The organism is Methylobacterium brachiatum (genome assembly GCF_900113845.1).
GTDB classification, from domain to species: Bacteria; Pseudomonadota; Alphaproteobacteria; order Rhizobiales; family Beijerinckiaceae; genus Methylobacterium; species Methylobacterium brachiatum.
The window spans coordinates 128,204-149,715 of the sequence record NZ_FOQW01000003.1; the positions used below are offsets into that span (position 1 = coordinate 128,204).

The following is a 21,512-nucleotide window of genomic DNA, read 5'->3' on the forward strand; positions in this document are numbered from 1 at the left end:
TGGCGACAGATCAGACAACGAAAGAGGCCGGCTCGGTGCGGAGCAGGCCTATCAGGTCGTGCGGGGTAGGGCAGGCTAGGGTTCGTTCGGATCGCAGCGCCTGTGAATCCATTCCGTGAGCTTGGTCAGGCCCAGGAACGGGAAAGCGACGGCGGCGCCGATGACGGCGAGGGCCACGACGTAGAGCATGGCTAAAGCCTCCGCGTCGCGGCGGCGAAGGCCGCCACGGCGACGACGGCGAGCAGGACAATCCCCGCCCTGGCGAGCGGGAGAAGTGCGCGACCAGTCATGCGACCCGCTCGACCAAGACGACATAGCCGGACACGTCGAGGCGGGCCGATACGGCGCCCGCGCGCAGCGTCATGGCGGCGGCGCAGGCGGCACGGTAAGCGTTCCAGCCGCCCTGCGTGTCCCGCAGCGACAGGCCGTGCAGGACGTTTTGCACCGCCTCGACGAAACGGGCGCCTGCGGTATCGACCCGGCGGGCGGGCGGCGCCTCGACGGCGCGTCCCTCCCCGGGGGCGAAGGTGGTGACGTGGTACTCGGCCATGAACATGCTCCCTCAGGTTTGGCGCCGTTCGGCGCCCCGCGGCTGTGGCGGTTGCTGCGCCCTCCGAGTGGAAGGCGCACGCATCGCAACAGCGTCGGACGACAGATCAGACGATGAGGCCGAAGGCTGCGCGCGACTCGGCGGGAACGGGGAGGGACTCGCCGTCCGGACCCGGCGCGATGGCGAACCAGTCGCGGTCGATCGTGGTGATCGGCGGGCGCCCAGGGAGGCAGACATAGACGTTGCCAGTCCCGTCCGGCAGGCCGCCAGCATAGAACTGCCCGGACCAGCCAAGCTTGAGCGCGAGGCGCGCCGCGGCCCGCGTGTGGATGTGGTCGGCGCTCGCGTCATAGGTGTACGGGATCGTCACACGCCCGGCAGACGCTTTGGCCGAGACGCGAGCGCCTCTGCTGTTTGTCGGGCCGTGATACTTCGTGATGATGGCTTGGCGCATGGCAGCGAGTCCTGATTAATCGATTGTCAGCGATAAAAGTGGATCATTTCGGGGGTGTCGTGCTCGTATCGAATGTATTGTTTGGCTGTATCGCGGTTGGACGCACGGAAATAATGCGTCCAGCCATTATGATCCATGGCGCAATACAGTCGTTGGCCATGGCCCCAGTAGGCGCCGCCCGCGTCGTATCCGCCACTGTCGAGACGCACGCGGAAAAGCTGGATGCGGTGCTCCGGATCGAGATTGCTGACAGCGGGGGATGGGCGGCCCATGCCGGCACCGCGGGAGCGGTCTCCCATCCATCCGGGGTCGGGCGTGACGTGTGGAGCGATGTGCATGCCGTGGGCCTTAGTTGGTCGTGCGACAGATCAGACATTTGGTGCCTTCACAAGGCGGCCGGTCACGGGATCCCGCCAGCGGCGCGAGCGAGGGCAGTAGATGGGCCCGGCCGCATCGGTAGGGGTAGGCACCTCGGCGAGCGCTGCGTTGCCGCGTGCGATGCGCGTCAGGGGTACGAGCGCCGCAGCAGTTCCGGCGATCACAAGGCCCGCCGCAAACATGACGATGTGCGAGGGGGCGGGCGGCGCCTCGGGAAGGGGCGCGGTGTAGGCGTAGAACGTGGAAACGTGGTCGATCGCGGCGGCGGCGGGCGCCGCTGCGGTCGAGGCCATCGCGGCGAGGGCGAAGGCGGTTAATAAGGGGCGGGGTTTGGTCCGGTATGTCATCACGCTGCGTCCTCTGGTGGCGCTGCAACGCCTTCGTTATCGGACGTATTGTCTGATATGTCAACTGTCAAAACGGACAAAATGTCCGACGCGGAGTTGCGGCAAATGGCAGGAGGTCTATAATCCTGCTGCGGCAAGGCTTTGCGAGGAGAGCGGCAAGTGCCTGATTTAAAGGGACGACTGACGCCCCAAGAACACGAATTCGTAGAGGCGATGGTTCGCAGCGGCGACGCCCTCTACAGCGCGACCGTCGCAGGCTACGCACAACCGGCGTCTGCCGCCTCGAAGGTCATGCGGCGCCCCGATATCGCGTCCGCGATCCAGGCACAGGCGCGGGCGCGCATCCAAGGCGAAGGCTCGGCCGTCGCCGCAAAGGTGCTGATCGAGATCGCCAGTGATCCGACCGCACCGAAGGCACCCCGGGTCGCGGCGGCGACACGCCTTGCCGACATGACGCAACTCGGCGGACTCGGACCCGGCGGGCTCGACAAGCCGCTATCCGAGATGACGCGCGCCGAGCTGGTCGAGGCCCGCCAGCGCGCGGTCGCCTACCTCGTCGAGCTTGACGCGCCGGTCATCGAAGGCACGGCGCTTCCGGCGCCGGAGCCCATCGTGGGCGGGCTTTTCGACTGATTTGCGCGCAAAAACGGCGCGCGAAGCTACTAACCTATTGATCTAATAGGGGTTGGCGTAATTGTAAGGGAATTACGGACCCTCGCGCGCCTCGCCGATTGCGTACCTGCGCGGCGTCCGGCGCCGCTGAGGCGCCAGCCTAGGCGCGCCGGCGCTGGCCGGCCCCCGGGTACACCCGCGCCCACGCGCGGCGGCCGTGGCCGGGCGTCCTGACAAAAATTCTGCCCGAACCCGCGACCGGACATCTTGTCCAAGCTGCGCGGCCTTACCATAATGCTACCTAGAGTGGCGATAACGTCTCAGATCCAAACGGTCTGCGGCATCGGACCCGTCAACCACTGCCTGTGACAAAAACATATATCAGCTTCTACTACCCGACTGATTTGTGGACATCTATTCAGGGGAGCTGTCTATTAGTATCGCCGATGATTTCAAAACCTTTTTGTCTAACATCGCAGTAGATAACGCCGCTACGATATCTCTTCGATACGGTGAGATAACGCGTGCGTTGAATAAGAAATTTCGAGCGACAGAGTCGGACACCGCCAACACTTTGCAAGTTGGATCTTATGGTCGCTGGACGGCTATTAAGGGTATATCTGACCTAGATATGCTATATATCATGCCCAATGCTTCTTGGATCGGTTATAGCAACGGCGGCCAAAGTAGGCTGTTGAGTGAAACAAGAGCTGCGATAATTGCGAGATACCCTCGGACGGAGGTGGTGGTCGATCGATTAGTCGTCCAAGTCGTCTACCAAAAATTCCACATCGAGGTTCAGCCGGTGTTCGAGCAGGAAGACGGGAGTTTCCTATATCCTGACACTTACAGCGGCGGATCGTGGAAAACCACGAAGCCGCGTGATGAGCTTGATGCCATCGCAGGTGGCGACCTCCTTAAAAACCGCAATCTGCGCAGACTTTGCAAAATGACCCGAGCTTGGAAAAACAAGCACGGCGTGCCTATGGGCGGACTTTTGATCGATAGTCTAGCGGACCGATTCTTGGCTGGAACTGAAGATTTTGATGACAAGAGTTACCTATATTATGATTATATGAGCCGTGATTTCTTCGAGTACCTTAGCGAGCTACCCAAGCAGGCTTACTTTGCGGCTCTAGGAAGTGGACAACGAGTAAAAGTAAAGAAAAATTTTCAAGGCAAAGCTAAACGGGCCTATGAACTGTCCTTGGCGGCAATCGATGCGACGGATGACACTTTGCGTAATGAAAGGTGGAGGAAAGTATTTGGGCGTGGATTTCCGCCTGCTGTCGTCGCAGAGCGGGTCGAGAAATCGGTGTTGGCGGAAGATAACTTCTCGGCGAGGAATACCGAGGAATTTATTGAAGATCAATTTCCCGTTGACATTCGTTATCCAATTGATCTGGACTGTGAAATAACACAAAACGGTTTTCGACCATTCAAATTGAGAGAATCTCTAAGGCACAAGCAACCGATAGTTTTTAAACGATCGCTGAAATTCTACGTGGCAAACGATAGATCCATACCGGGGCGGTATGATTTATATTGGAAGGTGCTCAATCGCGGTTCAGAAGCGATTCGTCGTGACCAGATCCGGGGCCAGATCGTTGCTGATGCTGGGTACAAGCAGCGGGTCGAACAGTCCAATTTTAGAGGTGATCACGTCGTCGAATGCTACGCTGTACAGAATGGTGTAGTGGTGGCATCTGATCGGATTCGAGTCCCGATCCGGCCGGGTTAAAGGGTAGGTTGATGGACAAGGCGCATCTGCTTAAATCGATCGCGGAAACGGGATACAATGTGGGGTTTGGGGCAAAAAAACATTTTGCTACGTACGACATAGTAGAGAAAGGCCCGGGCTGGATTGGATTTATCTCATTAGCTTGCGGTATATCTGGTCTGGTTTTCGAAGAATTATCGACTAAGGTGCCCTCTTTGATTTTGTCGATTGCTGGTGTCGTAGCCTTGTATATCTCATTTTACAGGGCTGCGGAGTACGAAAAGGCGGGGAAAGAAATTACCGCGATATATAATGAACTTCGTGACCTATATCGATCCGTACAAAGTGATACAGATTCACAGTTGGCGGCGGCGCAGCTCAGTGCAGCAGAAGCACGTTTCTTTGGGATCTCAATAAGCAAACAGATACTTTTTTCAGATTGGTATGCGCATTATAAGTTTTTTGGACAGCATCAGAGTTCATGGATCAACGAGCAGCTAAATTTTAAATTTTGGAAAGATATGGTCCCGGCTTCGGCCAAATTATTCCTTGTAGTTCTTGGGATGACATCCATCATCGGCGCTGCTTTCCTGATCGCACGATCCTGTGGACTCCTGTAGGCAGCAATTTTTTTTGCTTTGCGGACATATCAGCGCTCTCGGCGCTGGTAGCACAATGTCTCGGTTGCACAGACGGCGAGTCCAAGCAGCACTGATCCAAAATCGAGCAACCCGAGCACAGTAGCAAGTGGCCCGCTCGCGCCGCTCGAAGCTTAGTGATCCTTGCCATTGCCCAGGCGAGGCGGCGGCACGACCGCGTCGGCGAAATCGTCCAATAAAGCGAGCTGAAAGTCCAGGCCGAGCGCCGCCATGATCCGCTGCCAGCGCGGGTTGCGAAGGTCGATCCGCAGCCGCTCCTCCACTGTGAGAGCAGCGAAGTCCTCTCGTGCAGGCCCCGGCGGGAGTTGCTCGCCGATCAGGGCAACAGAGAGCATCTCGGATCGTTAAGGGGTGTCCTCATGTGCGGAATTTACCCCATGCATGCTGGCTGATGAAGTCGTAGTGCGTCTGCTTGACTTAACGGACTTATCAGACATATCGTCTGCCATGGCTCGCTTTCCACTCACCGCCGCCGCGCTGGAGCAGGAAGCCGAGATCTTCATCTCGGGTCTGCTCGCTCAGCCGGCGTTCTCGGCCGCGATCCAGGAGCTTGTGATGGCATCCGTCAGCGAACTGAAAGCCGCCCTCGACGCCGCGAAGGCGAGCGTCGATGGGCTCACCGCCAAGGTCGGGCAGGTCTCGGGCTCCGGGATCGACCCGGCCGACCTTGATCCGGTGCTCGCCGAGGTGAACACCCTCCGGCAGACCGTCGAGGCGCTCTCGGCTTCTCTTCCGGCATCGAAGGCTGCGCAGTCGGCGACCCCCGCGACCTGATCTCCTCCCCAGAACGCCGCATCGGCCCCCGCCGCCCCGCCACGATGTATCGTTGGCGGGGCTTATTATAGCGCGGAAGCATTTTATGAAGTTTGTGTCTCCGCTACTTCTGATTCTTTTTCCATTCATACTCGCGCTTCAAAATCTTTTTTACTTCGAGATCGCAATCATTGCTTACCATGTTCTTGATGTTTTCCTCTAATTGGTCGCGGCTGTAATTCCGCTGCACGTAGAAGAAATTAACTGACCCTGTATAATCTGTATCGCGGCCATTGAATGTGTTCTTAACGTTAAGAGCTTCTTGGTCGCAGGCGTCACCGCCTGTTATTCTGACTGAATAGTACGGCACAGTTTAGCTCCGGAATTAATTAGTGGGTGGCGCGCTCTAGTTTTTATACGAGGTTTTCGCTGTCGCTTTGAGGACTTTGATGTAAGTATCCGCCCATTATTAGGCTTCAATGTTCTGTCAGCTCAAGTGCAACCTGGGGGGCAGCCTAAAATCGGCGCAACCAATCGGGTGCCTCTCGTCCGATGGACGTTCGTTCAATCAGACGAAATGACCGACCGCCTTCTTTGCGGAAAGCGTGCCGCGCCGTAATTCTGTGGCCTAGCGAAGTTTCCTTCGTCTTGTGATTGTCTGATATCTGTCATATGAAGGGCAGGCTATGACGCTTCCCGCCCTCATCCGTCGAGCGTTCTCCTTCACCGCCTTTCAGCAGGCGCAGGGTGACGACCGGTTTCCCGGCACGGAGCTGGATGTCGAGCTGGACACCACGAACAATGCCGTCGAGGCGCTGATCGACAGCCTGCGGACCGTGCTGCGGGCGGACGGCAAGCTCCAGAATGGGATCGTCACCCGGAACAGCCTCGCCGCCGACATCACCCTCGGCGTCGGCGCCGCCCGGCCCTGGAGCGTGGCCGTCTCCTACCTCGCCGACGAGACCGTCACCCGCGGCTACCTGATCTACCGCGCCGTGGCGCCCTCGCTCGGCGTCGATCCGGCGAAGGATGCGTCCGGCGCGAGCTGGGAGGTCGCCGCCGATCTATCGCAGGCGGTCACGATCGCGGCCGGCGGGGTGGGCACGGCTGCGCTCCAGACCGGCGCCGTCACGAACGACAAGCTCGCGGGCGGCATCACGGGCGACAAGCTCGCGGACGGCTCGATCCCGGCCTCGAAGATCGGCGCAGGCCTGGGCGTGGTGCCGATCGGCGCCCGTATAGCCTTTGGCGGAATCCGCGCGCCGACCGGCTGGCTGCTAGAGGCCGGGCAGGCGGTCTCGCGGGCGACCTATGCCGAACTGTTCACGGTGCTGACGGAGACCCTGGTCTGCGACATCGCGATCGGCCAGCGGACGCTCACGAATGCCCAGAAATCGATCGCCGGACTCGGGCTCCGCTCGGCGATCGTCGAGGGCCCCGGCATCCCATCGGGCACCCGCCTGACGAGCGACACCAACGGGGCGCTCACGATCAACGCCGATCCGACCGCCAGCGCTGTCCAGGCCACGGTCCGGTTCTTCCCCTACGGCAACGGAGACGGCAACAGCACCTTCAACGTGCCGGACAGCCGCGGCCGAACCGACTTCGGTCGAGACGACATGGGCGGGCAGGGCGCCGGGCGGCTGGTCCAGACGCTCGACGGCGGCAGCCTCCAGGCCGGCGCCTTCGACGCTGCGGCGGGCCGGGAGCAGATCCTGCTCAAGCTGACGAACCTGCCCACGGACCTGCCGGGCGGAAAAGTCACGGTGAGCTATCCGAACTACAACACGTCCGGATACGCCAGCGTCGCCAACATCCTGTCGGCCGCACAGGGCGCTCTGGTGACGAGCGTATGGACCGGCGAGGCCGCCAAGGTTCTCTCGACGCAGGAGACCCGGACTTTCGGCGTGGATGGCGCGAAGTCCAATCCCAACGGGTCTCAGCCGTTCGGGATCGTTCCGCCCGCACACATCACCAACAAGATCATCTTCGCTGGAGTGTGAGATGCAGTCCCGTCTGCCCTACATCTGCTCGACCTTCGGCGTTCGAGCCCAGAACGATCTCGGCTACACGCCCAGCAAGGTCGCCGGCCTGTTCGGCAACGGCGATGTCGAGAGCGGCGGCTACAGGACGCTCCAGGAGACGCATCCGATCGTCGAGGGCTCGGCGGGCGGCTTCGGTTGGATGCAGTGGACCGGTCCGCGGCGCCGGGCCTACGAGGCGTGGTGCGCCGCGCTCGGACTCGACAAGTACGCCGACGAGACGAACTACCGCTACATGGTCCACGAGCTGCTGACGATCGAGACGGCAGCGCACCGCGCGATCCTGGAGTGCGCCGACACGCCGGAGGCCGCCGCGGCCGTGGTTTGCACGAAGTACCTGCGCCCCGGCGTGCCGCACCTGGAACGCCGGATCGAAGCCGCCAAGGCTGCGGCGGGCTACCTCGCAGCCGCGGGGCAAGCGAGCAACACGGGCTCGACCACGACGCCTGCGTCTGATCCGTCGCATGACGATGCGTCCCGCGGCGAAGCGCCGGCCGTCCACATCGTGCGTGGCGGCTGGCCCGAGGACAGCCTGTCCAAGTTCGAGGTCGAGGCGATCCAGCGTCGGCTGCTCGAACTTGGCTACCACGTCGTCGGCTTCGTGGACGGGACGTGGGGCGAGCGCACCGCCGCGGCGATTACCGCACTCCAAGAGAGCGCCCACACCCAGCTCCAGCGCAGGGAGGTGGTGATCGACGGCCATTACGGGCCCCAGACCCGCGCGCTGCTCGCAGACGACGCCAGCAAGGCCAGCGTGTCGCCGACGCGCGCCCGCGTTACGGCCCAGCAGCTCGCGGCCGGCGGCCATCCGGTGGTGAAGGCCGGCTCGAAGATCACCTGGGCGTCCCTGGGCTCGATTGCCGCCGGGCTCGGCGCCTTCGCGGTCGCCCTGACGCAGAACTGGTCAACGACCCTCGATCTGCCCTTCCCGTTCTCCCTGCTGCTCGGCTTCCTGCCGCCCTGGGCGCTGCCGATCGCGGTGGTGGCCTTCAACGTCTACACCGCCCTCAAGGCGTCCGGCCTGATCGGTGCCGCCGTCGATCGCGTGCGGCAGGGGATCGACAACACCGGGGCGGCCCAGGTTGGGCCCGCCAAGCTCACTCTGCCGAACCTGCCCTTCGGCCTCGATCAGCTCCTGCCCCGGTCTTGATCGGGATCCTCGCCATCGCTGCCTCTGCCGGGACGACCGCGGCGGCGCCACCAGATTCCCCGGCCGGCACCATGCAACTCGACATAACGACACTGATCGCGATCGGGAGCTTCATCGTGGCCATCGGCACGCTGATCTGGCGCGGCGGCGGCGAGGTCGCGGCGCGCAAGGCCTTCGAGATCGAGCAGGCGAAATCCGACGCCGAGCGGCAGAAATGGCGGGAGGAGTTCGAGCGATCGGTCGATCAACGCTTTGCCGCCGTCACCAGCGCCTCGACCCTCGTGCGGGAGCAGCTCGGCGAGGTTCGCGAAAATATCGCGAAGAATTACGTCACCAAGAGTGAAATCAAGGATGTTGAGCTTCGTGTGACCAACAGCCAGGACCGCATCGCCGATCATCTCGACAGGATCGATGCCCGCCTGAACGAGATGCAGGCACGGGTGCTGGAGGCGATCAACAAGGCGACGAGCCGTGGCTAGGATCGATCCGGTCACGCGCAAGCGGAAAGACTTCGTCCGACTGGCCAAGCCAGAGGTGGAGCGCAAGGCCGAGCGGGAGCGCGCGATTGCGCTGATCCGCGCCCTGGACCGCGAGGAGATCGTTACCGAAGCGCGCGAGCGCTTCATGCCGTTTGTGCGCTTCACCATGCCGGACCCGCAGGATCCGGACGACGCGAAGCGCTCGGCCTACGACGATCAGGACTTCCACCGAGCGATCGGCCTCGCCCTGGAGAAGGTCGAGAGCGGCGGCATGCCGTTCCTGATCCTCACCGTGCCGCCCCGGCACGGGAAATCGCAGCTCACCTCGCGGCACTTCCCGGCTTGGCTGCTCGGGCGCAACCCGCGCCGGCACATCGTGGTCGCCGCCCACACCGACAACCTCGCCGAGGATTTTGGCGCCGACGTGCGCGCCATCATGTCGACGCCGCAGTACAAGCAGGTCTTCCCGGAAGTCCGATTCCAGCGCGGCGGCAACGCCAAGAACCGGCTCCAGACCACCGCGGGTGGGCTCGCCTTCTTCGTCGGCCGCGGCACCGCCCTGATCGGCCGCGGCGCCGATTTCCTGATCCTCGACGACCTGATCAAGAACGCCGAGGAAGCGCGCTCGGCCGCCGTGCGCGAGGAAGTCTGGGAGTGGGTCGTGAAGGTCGCCATGACCCGCCGCATGAGCGCCCGAAGCCCGGTCGTCATCATCATGCAGCGCTGGCACGAGGATGATCCGGTCGGCCGCATCACCGATCCGACGAACCCGCACCACGATCCGATCCTGGCCTCGAAGTTCAAGATCATCGACCTGCCGGCGCTCGCGGTCGATGACGATCCGCTCGGCCGGCCGAAGGGAGCCGCGCTATGGCCGCTTTCGAAGGGCCAGCCGAAGTTCGACGCGGAGTTTCTGGAGCAGCAGCGGCGCCTCGATCCGATCGGCTTCCACGCGCTCTACCAGCAGCAGCCGAGCGCCGTGGACGGCACGCTGTTCCTGCGCGAGAACATCCGCCTCTACGGGCCGGACGAGCTGCCCGCGAACCTCACGCCCTACTGCACGAGCGACCACGCCACGGGCGAGGACCGGAAGAAGCACGACGCCACCGTACTCCTCGCGGGCGGGCTCGACCGGGGCAACTCCTTGTGGCTCACGGACTGCGTCTGGGAGCGCTGGGCCACGGACAAGGTCGTCGAGGCCATGCTGCGGCTCGCCCAGGAGCGCAGGCCGCTGGTCTGGGCGGCCGAGCGCGGGCACATCTCGAAGTCGATCGGTCCGTTCCTGCGCAAGCGGATGGAGGAGACCGGGATCTTCTTCCCGATCCGCGAGATCACGCCGGTCGACAACAAGGAGGTCCGGGCGCAGGCGATCGCCGGACGCGTCGCCCAGGGCAAGGTGTTCCTGCCGCGGCACGCGCCCTGGACGGAGCGCGCGATCGACGAGCTGCTCAAGTTCCCCAACGGCCGCAACGACGATTTCGTGGATGCGCTGGCCTACTTCGGCATCCTGCTCCAGAGCATGTTCGCCCCGGGTCGGACCGTCGAGGAGCGGCGCGCGACCGAGCCCAAGACGGGCTCCTACGCCTGGATCAAGGCGCAGCAGAAGCGCCAGGAACAGGCCGAGCGGTTCCGGATCGGGGGAGGGTACTGATGTTCGACGACCCCCAGGCCGCCCTCGCCGACGAAGCGCCCCCGACCGCCGCCGAGGTGCCGCCGGCCCAGGATGGCGCGCGCCGGGATCCGGCCCCGACCGAGCAGGACCTGGCGCTCCAGCGCCGGATCACGCGGACCATCCGCGAGGACAAGCGCCACTTCAAGAAGGCGTTCGAGCAGATGCGCCGCGATATGCGAATCGCGATGAAGGGCCACGACAACGACTGGAGCGACGACAAGTACAAGGCGAACATCACGGGCCGGCACGTCAAGGCCAAGACCGCGTCGCTCTACGCGAAGAACCCGAAGGCGGTCGCCCGGCGCGCCGACAAGATGGACTTCAAGATCTGGAACGAGGATCAGCAGTCGCTGCTGATGGCCTTCCAGACGATGCAGGCCGCCCAGGCCGCCGCGGCGCTGTCGCAGCAGCAGGCGGCCGGCGAGCCGAGCGCCATGGTCGGCCACAACGGCGGGCCGCCGATCGAGCCGCAGCTTCCTCCGGGCTTCGCCGAGGCCCAGGCGCTGATCGCCGACTTCCAGCAGGGCATGGCCGCGCGGATGCAGGCCCAGCGGATCGCGAAGACGCTGGAGAAGCTGTTCGCCCACGCGATCCGCGAGCAGCAGCCGCTGGGCTTCAAGGAGAGCATGAAGCAGACCGTCCGGCGGGCCTGCACGACCGGCGTCGGCTACGTGAAGCTCTGCTACCAGCGGCAGATGGGCCCGTCCCCGAGCGTGGAATACCGGCTCAACGACAGCCGCGTGCGCCTGGAGCACCTCAAGAATCTGATCGAGCGGCAGCGCTTCGAAGACGGCGACGTGACTGATCTCGAAGCAGAGGCGGCCGAGATCGAGCATCTCGTCGAAGCACTCTCGGCCGAACCCGAGGTCGTCGCGTCCGAGGGGCTGGTGTTCGATTTCCCGCAATCGACCCGGGTCATCCCGGACCGGCTGTGCCGGTCGCTGGAGGGCTTCGTCGGTGCCCGGCACCTGACGCTGGAATACCTCTACACCCCCGACGAGGTGAAGGAGATCTTCGGCGTCGAGCTGGGCCGGAAATTCAAGCCCTACAACGCCAACGGCAAGCTGGCGGACGACACGTCCGAGGCCTACCAGCACCAGAGCGACCTGCTCGACGCGGAGACGCCGGCCGGCGAGCAGCAGAAGGGCGACCTGTGCCTCGTCTGGGAGTATTTCGATAAGGCGGCGGGGCTCGTCTACTACATCTGCGACGGCTACGAAGGTTGGCTCAAGCCGCCGGGCAATCCGGACGTGTTCGTCGACCAGTTCTGGCCGGTCTGGGCGCTCACGTTCAACGCCGTCGAGAGCGAGGACGAGCTGTTCCCGCCCTCCGATGTCGCGCTGCTCCGGGACATCCAGAAGGAGTACAACCGCTCGCGCGACGGCAAGCGGGAGCACCGCCGGGCCGCGCGCCCGCGCTGGGTGTTCTCGAAGGGCGCCTTCACCGACGAGGATCTGGGCTGGCTCGGGACCGCTCCGGCATTCACCGCGACGGGGCTCAACATCGACCCCACGAAGGACATCAAGACCCAGCTCCAGGCCGTGCCGGTGCCCGGCGTCGACCCGAATCTATACGATGTCGGGGAGATCATGACCGATCTCCAATACGTGGTCGGCAACTCGACCGCGGGGCTGGGCACGCCCCAGAAGGGGACGGCGACCGCCAACTCGATCGCGGCCGGCGCCAACGCCACGGCCGATCAATCGTCGATCGACGATCTCGATAACTTCCTGACGGCGGTCGTCCGGGGCGCCGGGCAGATTCTGATGCGTGAGATGTCCGAGCAGACGGTCGTCAAGGTCGTCGGGCCGGGCGCGCTGTGGCCCGAGCAGACCCTACAGGAGATCGCGGACGAATTGTCCCTGGAGATCGAGGCCGGCTCGACCGGCAAGCCCAATCAGGCCGTCGAGATCGCGAATTGGGAGAAGATGCTGCCCTTCATCATGCAGATGCAGGGAATCAGCCCGCAATGGCTGGCGCGCGAGACACTCCGGCGCCTCGACGACCGCATGGATCTTACCGAAGCGCTGGTGGACAGCCTGCCCTCGATCGTCGCGCAGAACCGGCAAGCGGCGTCAGCGCCGGGCGATCCGAACGCCCAGCCGGAAGCCCAGGGCCACAACGGCATCGCGAACGGTCCGGCGGCTCCGGGTGGGCCCGCCGGGCGAGGCGCACCGATGGGCGCGCAACGAAAACGGCCTCTGTCGTAGCACAGCGCGCGTTTGCCCTTCCTAGAGTTTAGAATTTCTGCCAAGTTCGCAGCGCAGAGTCCCATAGCGGCCGCGCCGCAGACCTTGAATTGACGCCGAAGGTATGCGGTATTGGGTATCCTGGAATGATTTTGAGTCAAAGAGAATCGATTAATTTTGATGAGCTAATCGCTCAAGCAAAGACGGCTTCCGATAAGCTTGAAGCCGCTATATCGGTGCAACGCACCAGAACGATCGCATTCTTATGTTTTTCTATTGTTATGTTGGCGATCGGGGTTCTTGGTGTCAGTTATCAAATACTTCACGGTGGGAACATATTTTTACTGCCTGGAGAGTATGTCAAATATTATACGTGGTTTTTCGTGTCAATTTCCGTCATTGCAATAATTTTACTTGTCTTAGCAATAATTTCGCTGCTTAAGCTTCAGGAAAGCTATGTCAATGCCAAGCTGACCAAGGAGCGCATTCAGATTGCTATTGGAAAGGCGGAGCAGCTGGCTTCGATTGTCCATGAATAAGCCCATCGCACCGAATCCAAACGCTCCGGCGGTCAATCCGACGCCGCATAATGACGCAACTGCGGTCATTAGCGAGCTGCAAGAGGCCACACGGCAAGGTTTTAGCATTGCAGAAAATTCACGCAAAGCGGCACGTCTGTTTTCTCTAGAAAGCACTTCAGTGCTAGTCGGTACATTTGGTATCGCTATTGGATCTGCTGCTGCTTACGGCTTATCTATTGCTTTCAATGCGATTTCTTTTCCAGTCGCGGAAGGTATTGCCATAATTGGTGGATTGTCTGGTGCGCTGTTGATGCTGCGTGGCCCGAAGTCAATAGGGAATGAGCAGAAAGAAGAACAGGGGCGGCGGAAGGCTAAAGCGATAGCCGATGATTTTGAAGCTCTGCCTGCTCCGTTGCAAACGGCTTGCACTCCTGCGTTTGTCAGTGAATATCAGAAGGCAAGGTTTGGTCACGTTGTCGTCGATGTCACTCCTGTAGACGGGGGCTAGGCTCAGCTAGGGCATTCCAAAATGTCTGATGTGTCTTGCGACAATGGACAAAATGTCGTATCGAAGCGTAGAGTTAGAGGATCCCCATGGACCCCGAGAACGAAGATCTCTCGCGCGAGCTGGAAGCTGAGCTAGAGGCTCACGCCAACGCGGGCGAGGCGGGCGGGCAGGGCGGTGCCGAAGGCGCCGGATCGGCCGAGAGCGGGGGCGCGTCCGCCCCGCAGGCGAAACCCGAGGATGAAGGCCTCCTGGGCGTGGTCCGCGATGCGGCCCCGGCCAGGAAGCCCGACGCAGCGGCGGCCTCGCCAGCCGATGGCGCCGAGACGGGCCAGCAGCCCGGCGATGGTGCTCCCAAGCAGCCGGACAACGAGAATTACTCGGATGTCCCGTTCAACAAGCATCCGCGGTTCCGCCAGCTCTTAAGCGAGCGGAACGCCAACAAGACCGATGCCGAGCGGTATCGGCAGGTCGACACGTTCATCCGCGACCACGGGATGTCCGCCCAGGAGGCGGCAGACCTGCTAACGGTGGGCGCCATGGCGAAGACCAACCCGGCGAAAGCCTGGGAGCTGGCGCGCCCATGGGTCGAGAACCTCTTGAAGGCGTGCGGAGAGGTGTTGTCGCCTGACCTGCAACAGGCCGTCCAGGAAGGCCGGATGACCATGGAGGCCGCCTACGAGGTGAGCCGTTCGCGGGCGTCCGTCGCCAGCATGGAGGCCTCGCGCACGTTCGAGAGCGAGCGCCGCGAGCAGCAGGCCCGTGACGAGCAGGCGCGCTCGATCACGGCCGCTGCCGAGGAATGGGAGAACGACCGCCGGGCGAAGGACCCGAACTACGACGCCAAGCTCGAACAGATCCACCGCGAGATCGCGTGGCGCCACCACAACGGGGACCGTCCGAAGACGGCCGCCGAGGTCAAAGCCCAGCTCGACGACGCCTACAAGGTCGTCAACGCTGCGCTCCAGCCTCCGGCCGCACCGGGGGCCCCGGGCAGGCAGGCGGCCCCGCGCAATGCGGTCAAGCCCGTCACGGGCGGATCTGTGGCTGGTGGCAACGCGAAGCCCGCGCCCCGGTCCATGCTGGAGGTCGTCCAGCAGGCCGTGGGCTAGGCTCGCAGCATCTTAGGACACGGTCATGCCGTTCACTGCGAACGAACTGGCGAACATCGCCAACTCTGCGCTCGACTACTACCTCAACAAGGGAAAGACCGAGAAGCAGAACATCCAGGACAAGCCGATGATGCAGGCCTTCGAGGCCTCTTCGGGGCAGTTCCCGGGTGGTAAGGGGCTGGTCTCCATCGGCGTGAAGGGCGGCCAGGGCGGCGGCTCCTTCCACGGCTACACGCACGACGATCAGGTCTCCTACTACAACCCGGCGTCCAACCTGCGGGTCGGCTACGCCTGGAAGGAGCACCATATCGGCCTGGGCCTGACCCATACCGAGCTGAAGATGGACGGCATCACCGTCATCGAGGACGGCGCCGAGCAGACCACGAGCGAGAAGGACGGCCGCGAGCAGTTCGCGCTCGCGAATCTGCTCGACAGCAAGCTCGAAGACTTCGACGAGGACAAGAAGAAGTCATGGGATGCGCTGATCCACGGCGACGGCACGGGCGACGCGAAGGCCCTGGCCGGCATTCGCTCGATCATCCTCGACAGCCCCGGATCGGGCACGACCGGCGGCCTGTCGCGCGCGACCTACCCCTGGTGGCGCAACCGGGCGGCTACGGCTGCCGCGGCGAAGGACGGTGTCGGCAACGACGCGATCACCAGCTCCACGGCCGGCGGCGGCACGCTGATGACCTTCCTTCAGGCCGAGGACCGGCAGCTCAAGCGCTTCGCCCAGGGCGGCGTGAAGCTGCGCCGGTTCGCCGGCTCGGACTTCATCGGCGCGATGGAGAAGGAGATCCGTGCGAACGGCAACTACTCGCTCACCGGCTTCCGCGCGGCGGGCACGGTGGACGGGAAGATGGCCGACGCGACCTGGGATGGGAACGCGATCATCTACGACCCGACCCTGGACGATCTGGGCCTGTCCAAGCGGATGTACGCGATCGACATGCGCCGCATCCGCCTGATGTACATGGCCGGCGAGAAGAACAAGAAGGCTTCGCCGCCGCGCCCCTACGACCGCTACGTGATGTACCGCGGTCTCACCTCGACCGCGGTCATGATCGCTTCGCAGCTCAACACGAGCGGCGTCTACGACATCAAGTAGGCGCCTCGTCTGATCTGTCATGCGACGCGGCGGCTCTTCCGAGGGGCGCCGCCAGATTCAAGGGCACAGGAGGCCCGCCACCATGGACACCGCCCACGTCTTTGTCGCCCTCGCCGGGGATCGCGGAAACAGCGTGCCCAAGATGGTCACGCCCGCGGAGATCCAGATCCTCCAGCGCCTGCACGGCGACGACGCGGTGCATGACATCCTGCCGGCCGCGCCCGTGCAGCGCTCGAAGCAGCAGGAGCTGGGCCGTTTGGCGGGCCTCTACCCAGCCCGGGACGAGGATGGGAAGCACCACCTCCAGACGATCTTCCCGAGTCATACGCTGCTGCCGATGACGCTCGACGAGCTGGGGCTGCCGGACGCGCTGTTCCGCGCCACCACGCGGGCCCGGCCGGCGACCCGCACCGTCGAGATGCCGACCGAGCAGACCCACGGCGCCCCGGATACGCCGCCCGTGCAGGTCGGCTGGGACAACACGCAGTTCGAGCCCATCGACGTGCCGGCAGACCCTGAGACCCAGCCCGAGCTGGTGGGCACGCTCACAGACCCGAGTCTCCAGCACCGGACCGACGAGGCGCCCGGCACGGCGCTCCAGGCGACTGAAGACGGCACCGCCGCCCAGCTCCGGGCTCGCGCCGAGGCGCAGGGCACCGGGCCGGGCGCGAAGGCGGGCGAGCAGAAGGCCGCCGAGCCCGCCGCTGCGGCCGGCGCCCTGTTCTCGTAGGCGGCGATGGCCCGCGGGCAGACGCTGCTCAAGCTGCTGGACGACCTGCGGGCCGAATGCCGGCTGTCGCCCAACCCGGCGCACAACGCGCAGCAGCGCGAGACCCAGGTCCGCCTGCTCCAGCGCATGCAGGAATGGCTCTACGACGACTACAACTGGCCGCACCTCAAGATCGAGCGCACCTTCCCGGCGCAGCGCGGCCAGCGCTACTACGCCCTACCGAAGGACATCGCCCTTGAGCGGGTGCTATCCCTGGAGACCCGGTTCGGCACGCGCTGGCTGCCGGTCGGCACGGGGATCGACAACGACTGCTACGCCGCGATCGACAGCGACGGCGGGCAGGAGGGCTGGCCGGTCCGGCGGTGGCGGATCTGGGAGGACGATCGGATCGAGCTGTGGCCGGTGCCCGATCAGGACGCGGGCACCGCCGGCAGCGCCGAGGGCACGGTCAAGGTGATCGGGATCCGGCGGCTTCAGCCGTTCCGCGACGACACCGATGTCTGCGATCTCGATGACCGCCTGATCGTACTCTACTCGGCCGCCGAGCTGCTCTCGGCCTCCGGCGCGAAGGACGCACCGCTCAAGCTCCAGCAGGCCGCGGCGCGCTACGCCAAGCTCAAGGACGACCTGTCGCCCCGGCGGCGCGTGCAGATGTTCCGGGAGTGCCCCGAGCGCCCGCCGCTGCGCGGCATGCCGATGGTCGATTACCGGCCGGGCGGCGAGTGATGGGCACGATCTGGATCAGGGAATTCACGGGCGGCCTCGACACCCGCAAGCTGCCCGAAACCTCGCAGGGCGGCACGCTCGTCCGCGCGGTCGACGGCCACATCAACCGCGGCGGCGAGTTCGAGCAGCGCGCAGCGTTCGTGCCCGTCTACACGCTGCCGAAGGGGACGGTCGGCCTCGCCTTCACGAAGGCCGGCCCGGTCGTCTTCGGCTCGATCCCGGACCCGGGCATGCCCAACGGCGTCGCCTATCAGCGCCTCCAGCACCCGGACGGCGCGACCGATCTGATCGCCGTGCGCAGCTTCGACCTGTTCGCCGGCAAGATCTTCGCCGCGGGCGAGTTCGCGGACGGCAAGCTCTACCAGTTCTACGATGGCAAGCGGGTCACGCATTACGGCTCGAACAGCGCGATCGTCCCCGGTGCGCCGGTCCGGACGTTCGGGCGCAAGCTGTACTATGTGACCGGGCCGAACCTGATCTACTCGAATCTGGCCGACCCGACGAACTTCGATCCGGACAGCGGGACGACGCGGGCCTCCGGCACCGGCGCGACCGGCGCATCCACCAGCACGGGCGTGGGCGCCGGCTTCAACGACCTGTCCGAGGAAGATTACGGATCCGAGGATCTGGTCGCGATCGGCCGCTACCAGAACTACCTCGCGATCTTCTCGGATCGGACGGTCCAGATCCGCTACGTGGATCCGGACCCCGCGCTCTCGAAACAGATCCAGGCGCTGCACAACACGGGCACGATCAGCCCGCGCAGTGTGACCGAGTTCGGCGACACGGACCTGTTCTACCTCGACGCCTCGGGGCTCCGCTCGCTCAAGGCCCGCGACGCCTCGAACGCGGCCGTCAGCACGGACATCGGTTCGGCGATCGACGTGCTGCTGACGGACTTCGTCGCCGGCTCCAGCCCGGCCGACGTGCGGAACGCGATCGGGGTGATCGAGCCCCGCGACGGCCGTTTCTGGCTCGCGATCAGCGATACGATCTTCGTGTTCTCGTACTTCCCCGCCGCAAAGGTGAGCGCGTGGACCATCTACAAGCCCGGCTTCAAGGTCGAGGATATGATCGTCCTGAACCGGCGTGTGTATCTGCGGTCGGGAAACCAGATCTACGTCTATGGCGGCCTGGGCGCGGAGCTTCAGTACGACGCGACCGAAGCCGTGGCGTGGCTGCCCTACCTCGACGGCGATCGGCCGACCGAGACGAAGACCCTCCAGGGTGTTGACGCGGCCGTGCGCGGCTCCTGGCGGATCGAGATCGGCATGGATCCGGCCAACCTCGCCGCCAGCGACAAGATCGGGGAGATCACCGAGACGACCTTTATGGCGAACCGGATCCCCGGCTCCGCCCAGGCAACCCATTTCTCCCTGCGCTTCCGCTCCCACGGCCGCTACGCCGCGACGAAGCCCGCGGTGCTGGGCTCGGCCGCGATCACCTACTTGGCCGAGAGCGACAAGGCCCGGGCATGATCCTGGAGGCCGCCACCTACGATACGGCAGCCGCGGTCGCGCTCAAGATGCGCCCGCGCGACCGCGACGAGTTCCTGGCCGTCGCCGCCGTCGAGGACGACAAGATCGCGGCTTGGATCGCGGACCGGATGGGCCGGCGCGATGGAATCCTGTGCGCCCGGGCCGGCGATGGTGAGCCCGTCAGCATCGGCGGTGCGGTCGAGGTGCGGCCGGGCTCGGCCACGCTGCTTTTCTACGCGACCGAGCGCTTCCCCGAGATCGCCCTGCCGATGACCCGGTTCATTCGCCGGCACTACTTCCCGAGCCTCGCGGCGGCGGGCACGCACCGGATCGAATGCGTCACGCTCGACAGCTACCGCGCGATGCAGCGCTGGCTGGAGACGCTCGGCCTCAAGCGCGAGGCGACGATCCCCGCCTACGGGAAGGGCCGCGAGACCTTCGCCATGTACGCCTGGATCGCGCCGCCATGCTTGTCCGCCTAGCGTGCGAGAGCGATCGGGCCGCCCTGGTCGAGCTGTGCGTCGCCGCGGTCGAGGAGAGCGTGCGCGGCATCGCGCCGGACCGGGCGATCATCAACGAGACGATCGATGCCTCCTTCGCAACGGCCGAGCCCACCTTCTTCGTGATCGAGCGCCGTCGCGAGCTGATCGGATTCCTGATGGCCTCGATCGGCAGCTACGCCTTCGCCTCTGGCATCTTCACGACCCAGCAGGTAATGTTCGTCCGTCCCGATATGCGCGGCACTCGGGCAGCCGCACTCCTGATCCGACATCTGATCGCCTGGAGCCAAAGGCTCGGCGCGAAAGAGATCACAGGCGGCAATAACAACGGCCTCTACACTGAGCAGACCGCTCGCCTGCTGGAGAAGCACGGCTTCGAGCGCGTCGGGGTGTTCATGCGCCGTCCGGGAGTGCAGTGATGTCCAAGAAGGACGGCGGCGCCGGCAGGCAGGCGAACATCGCGCGCATGGAGGAGGCCCAGCGTCAGGCCGCCATCCGATCGGGCACGGACCAGATCAATTCGACGTTCGACAGCCAATTCACGCCCGGCTTCTTCAACAAGCAGCGCGACAACTATCTCGCGTTCCAGCTCCCGCAGCTTGACGACCAGTACGGCAACGCGCAGCGCGAGCTGACCTATGCGCTCGCCCGAAATGGGAACCTCGACAGCTCGACCCGCGGCTTCCAGCAAGGGCAGCTCCAGAAGACCTACAACACCCAGCGCACGTCGGTGGCGGATCAGGCCAACAGCTACGCCAACACGGCCAAGAGCAGCGTCGAGCAGGCGCGCAACAACCTGATCTCGACGCTCAACGCCACGGGCGACGCGACCCAGGCCGCCACCAGCGCCACCAATCAGGCCGCGATCCTGGCCCAGCCGCAGGCCTACAGCCCGCTCGTCGATGCCTTCGCAGCCACGACGGGCGCGCTCGCCTCCCAGGCCCAGGCCGACCGTGCCGCCGCCATCGCGAACGGCACCTACACGGGCGGCTCGGGCCTGTTCGGCACGTCCGGCGGCTCCGTGCGCGTGACGAGGTAGACGATGTGCGATCCGCTCACCATTGCCGGCGCCGCGCTCACGGCCGGCGGCATCGCGGCCAACTCGATCGGCGCCTCCCAGGCCGCCGCCGCATCGAGCCGCGCCTACAACGCCGAGCGCCAGCGGCAGGCCCAGCTTCGGCAGGAAGCCGCGCAGGTCCAGCAGCACGCAAACAGCCTCTACGAGAACTTCGCGGGCAAGCAGGCGGACCGGGCATCCGACCTGACGGCGTATCTGCGCGGCAATCAGCTCCCGGCGCAGGGCTCGGCCCAGACGACCGTGGAGGCGCCGGCCACGGGCTCGAACATCACGACGCAGGGAGAGGCCTCCCAGCGGGCATCCGCCGACCGCTACGCATCGCAGCAGGCCGGCGCGCTCGCCGATATGCGGTCGTTCGGCGACCTGCTCGGGACGAACGCGCTGGCCCAGGGGCGCGACGCCGGCAGGATCGGCCAGATCGGCAACTTCATGCGGGGCTCGGCCACGGTGCTGCCGATCGAGCTGAACGCGGCCAGCCACGCAGGCGACACCGCCAAGCTGGTCGGCGGGATCGCGGGCGGCCTGGGGAAGGTCGGAATCGCGGCCGGGATCAACGGCAGCACGCTCGGCGGCCTGTTCGGCGCGGCCGACACGGGATCGAACGTCGCCACGTCGCTGCCGACGATGGCCGCTTCCGGGATGGGCTCGATCGCGAACGCCTATGCCGGCCTGCCCATAGCCCCGATGACGCTCGCCCAGCCCTTCGGCGCGGCCCCGTCCTTCGCCAGCAGCCCCTACCGCGTCTGAGG

Annotated in this window: 26 protein-coding genes; 20 read left to right on the plus strand and 6 right to left on the minus strand. The window is 64.6% G+C overall.

Annotation, left to right across the window (positions count from 1 at the left end; all coding sequences use genetic code 11):
• Positions 1-286: 286 nt before the first annotated feature.
• The 4 genes from BMZ47_RS02790 to BMZ47_RS02805 all read right to left on the minus strand — a co-directional run bounded on the left by BMZ47_RS02790 (position 287) and on the right by BMZ47_RS02805 (position 1,729).
• Positions 287-550 (minus strand): hypothetical protein, encoded by a 264-nt coding sequence (locus BMZ47_RS02790; RefSeq protein WP_139220915.1) that lies wholly within the window; start codon positions 548-550, stop codon positions 287-289.
• A 106-nt stretch (positions 551-656) separates the two neighbouring features.
• Positions 657-1,004 (minus strand): hypothetical protein, encoded by a 348-nt coding sequence (locus tag BMZ47_RS02795; RefSeq protein ID WP_139220916.1) that lies wholly within the window; start codon positions 1,002-1,004, stop codon positions 657-659.
• Positions 1,005-1,030: 26 nt separating this feature from the next.
• A complete protein-coding gene (locus BMZ47_RS02800) occupies positions 1,031-1,342 on the minus strand; it encodes a hypothetical protein (RefSeq protein WP_091858369.1) in 312 nt (103 codons plus the stop codon).
• Between the two features lie 30 nt (positions 1,343-1,372).
• Complete coding sequence (locus tag BMZ47_RS02805; protein WP_091858372.1) at positions 1,373-1,729, minus strand: hypothetical protein; 357 nt, start codon at positions 1,727-1,729, stop codon at positions 1,373-1,375.
• A 159-nt stretch (positions 1,730-1,888) separates the two neighbouring features.
• Between BMZ47_RS02805 and BMZ47_RS02810 the strand changes: the two genes are divergently transcribed.
• From BMZ47_RS02810 to BMZ47_RS02820, 3 genes are all read left to right on the plus strand, one after another.
• On the plus strand, positions 1,889-2,362 hold the full coding sequence (locus BMZ47_RS02810; RefSeq protein ID WP_139220917.1) for a hypothetical protein: 474 nt from the start codon (positions 1,889-1,891) through the stop codon (positions 2,360-2,362).
• 385 nt (positions 2,363-2,747) lie between these two features.
• On the plus strand, positions 2,748-4,082 hold the full coding sequence (locus BMZ47_RS28375) for a nucleotide-binding domain-containing protein (protein ID WP_244536721.1): 1,335 nt from the start codon (positions 2,748-2,750) through the stop codon (positions 4,080-4,082).
• 11 nt (positions 4,083-4,093) lie between these two features.
• Positions 4,094-4,681: an SLATT domain-containing protein gene (locus BMZ47_RS02820; protein WP_091858379.1), complete on the plus strand. Its 588-nt coding sequence runs from the start codon at positions 4,094-4,096 to the stop codon at positions 4,679-4,681.
• 152 nt (positions 4,682-4,833) lie between these two features.
• Here BMZ47_RS02820 and BMZ47_RS02825 read toward each other — a convergent pair whose 3' ends face one another.
• Complete coding sequence (locus BMZ47_RS02825; protein WP_091858382.1) at positions 4,834-5,055, minus strand: hypothetical protein; 222 nt, start codon at positions 5,053-5,055, stop codon at positions 4,834-4,836.
• 112 nt (positions 5,056-5,167) lie between these two features.
• Between BMZ47_RS02825 and BMZ47_RS02830 the strand changes: the two genes are divergently transcribed.
• Positions 5,168-5,494, plus strand: a complete 327-nt coding sequence (locus tag BMZ47_RS02830) for a hypothetical protein (protein ID WP_091858385.1) — start codon at positions 5,168-5,170, stop codon at positions 5,492-5,494.
• Positions 5,495-5,597: 103 nt separating this feature from the next.
• On the opposite strand, the gene BMZ47_RS28380 is transcribed toward BMZ47_RS02830, so the two are convergent.
• On the minus strand, positions 5,598-5,843 hold the full coding sequence (locus BMZ47_RS28380) for a hypothetical protein (protein WP_167368986.1): 246 nt from the start codon (positions 5,841-5,843) through the stop codon (positions 5,598-5,600).
• A gap of 316 nt (positions 5,844-6,159) precedes the next feature.
• Between BMZ47_RS28380 and BMZ47_RS02835 the strand changes: the two genes are divergently transcribed.
• The 16 genes from BMZ47_RS02835 (at position 6,160) to BMZ47_RS02895 (ending at position 21,510) form a co-directional block, all read left to right on the plus strand.
• Positions 6,160-7,476: a tail fiber protein gene (locus BMZ47_RS02835; RefSeq protein ID WP_091858388.1), complete on the plus strand. Its 1,317-nt coding sequence runs from the start codon at positions 6,160-6,162 to the stop codon at positions 7,474-7,476.
• Position 7,477: 1 nt separating this feature from the next.
• Positions 7,478-8,665 (plus strand): phage tail tip lysozyme, encoded by a 1,188-nt coding sequence (locus tag BMZ47_RS02840; RefSeq protein WP_091858390.1) that lies wholly within the window; start codon positions 7,478-7,480, stop codon positions 8,663-8,665.
• Complete coding sequence (locus BMZ47_RS02845) at positions 8,662-9,144, plus strand: hypothetical protein (RefSeq protein WP_091858393.1); 483 nt, start codon at positions 8,662-8,664, stop codon at positions 9,142-9,144. The genes BMZ47_RS02840 and BMZ47_RS02845 overlap by 4 nt, the downstream gene beginning before the upstream one ends.
• The gene (gene terL / locus BMZ47_RS02850) at positions 9,137-10,795 is read left to right on the plus strand and encodes a phage terminase large subunit (protein ID WP_139220919.1); all 1,659 of its coding nucleotides are present in this window, start codon (positions 9,137-9,139) and stop codon (positions 10,793-10,795) included. The genes BMZ47_RS02845 and terL overlap by 8 nt, the downstream gene beginning before the upstream one ends.
• A complete protein-coding gene (locus BMZ47_RS02855) occupies positions 10,795-13,026 on the plus strand; it encodes a hypothetical protein (RefSeq protein WP_091858398.1) in 2,232 nt (743 codons plus the stop codon). Before terL ends, BMZ47_RS02855 begins: the two co-directional genes overlap by 1 nt.
• A gap of 89 nt (positions 13,027-13,115) precedes the next feature.
• Positions 13,116-13,544 carry a hypothetical protein gene (locus BMZ47_RS27750; protein ID WP_139220920.1) on the plus strand — a complete coding sequence of 143 codons (429 nt, stop codon included), beginning with the start codon at positions 13,116-13,118 and terminating at the stop codon, positions 13,542-13,544.
• Positions 13,537-14,034 (plus strand): hypothetical protein, encoded by a 498-nt coding sequence (locus BMZ47_RS27755; RefSeq protein WP_139220921.1) that lies wholly within the window; start codon positions 13,537-13,539, stop codon positions 14,032-14,034. Before BMZ47_RS27750 ends, BMZ47_RS27755 begins: the two co-directional genes overlap by 8 nt.
• 86 nt (positions 14,035-14,120) lie before the next feature.
• Positions 14,121-15,143, plus strand: a complete 1,023-nt coding sequence (locus tag BMZ47_RS02860) for a hypothetical protein (RefSeq protein ID WP_091858402.1) — start codon at positions 14,121-14,123, stop codon at positions 15,141-15,143.
• A 25-nt stretch (positions 15,144-15,168) separates the two neighbouring features.
• A complete protein-coding gene (locus BMZ47_RS02865; RefSeq protein ID WP_091858405.1) occupies positions 15,169-16,251 on the plus strand; it encodes a phage major capsid protein in 1,083 nt (360 codons plus the stop codon).
• 82 nt (positions 16,252-16,333) lie between these two features.
• Entirely contained in the window at positions 16,334-16,981 is a 648-nt protein-coding gene (locus tag BMZ47_RS02870; protein WP_091858407.1) for a hypothetical protein, read from the plus strand.
• 6 nt (positions 16,982-16,987) lie between these two features.
• Positions 16,988-17,707: a phage adaptor protein gene (locus BMZ47_RS02875; RefSeq protein WP_091858409.1), complete on the plus strand. Its 720-nt coding sequence runs from the start codon at positions 16,988-16,990 to the stop codon at positions 17,705-17,707.
• Complete coding sequence (locus BMZ47_RS02880) at positions 17,707-19,185, plus strand: hypothetical protein (protein ID WP_091858412.1); 1,479 nt, start codon at positions 17,707-17,709, stop codon at positions 19,183-19,185. The genes BMZ47_RS02875 and BMZ47_RS02880 overlap by 1 nt, the downstream gene beginning before the upstream one ends.
• Positions 19,182-19,667 (plus strand): hypothetical protein, encoded by a 486-nt coding sequence (locus BMZ47_RS28385; protein WP_167368987.1) that lies wholly within the window; start codon positions 19,182-19,184, stop codon positions 19,665-19,667. Before BMZ47_RS02880 ends, BMZ47_RS28385 begins: the two co-directional genes overlap by 4 nt.
• Before the next feature lie 59 nt (positions 19,668-19,726).
• The gene (locus tag BMZ47_RS28390; RefSeq protein ID WP_167368988.1) at positions 19,727-20,104 is read left to right on the plus strand and encodes a GNAT family N-acetyltransferase; all 378 of its coding nucleotides are present in this window, start codon (positions 19,727-19,729) and stop codon (positions 20,102-20,104) included.
• Entirely contained in the window at positions 20,104-20,724 is a 621-nt protein-coding gene (locus BMZ47_RS02890; RefSeq protein WP_091858420.1) for a hypothetical protein, read from the plus strand. The genes BMZ47_RS28390 and BMZ47_RS02890 overlap by 1 nt, the downstream gene beginning before the upstream one ends.
• A gap of 3 nt (positions 20,725-20,727) precedes the next feature.
• Positions 20,728-21,510: a hypothetical protein gene (locus BMZ47_RS02895; protein ID WP_091858424.1), complete on the plus strand. Its 783-nt coding sequence runs from the start codon at positions 20,728-20,730 to the stop codon at positions 21,508-21,510.
• Positions 21,511-21,512: the final 2 nt, after the last annotated feature.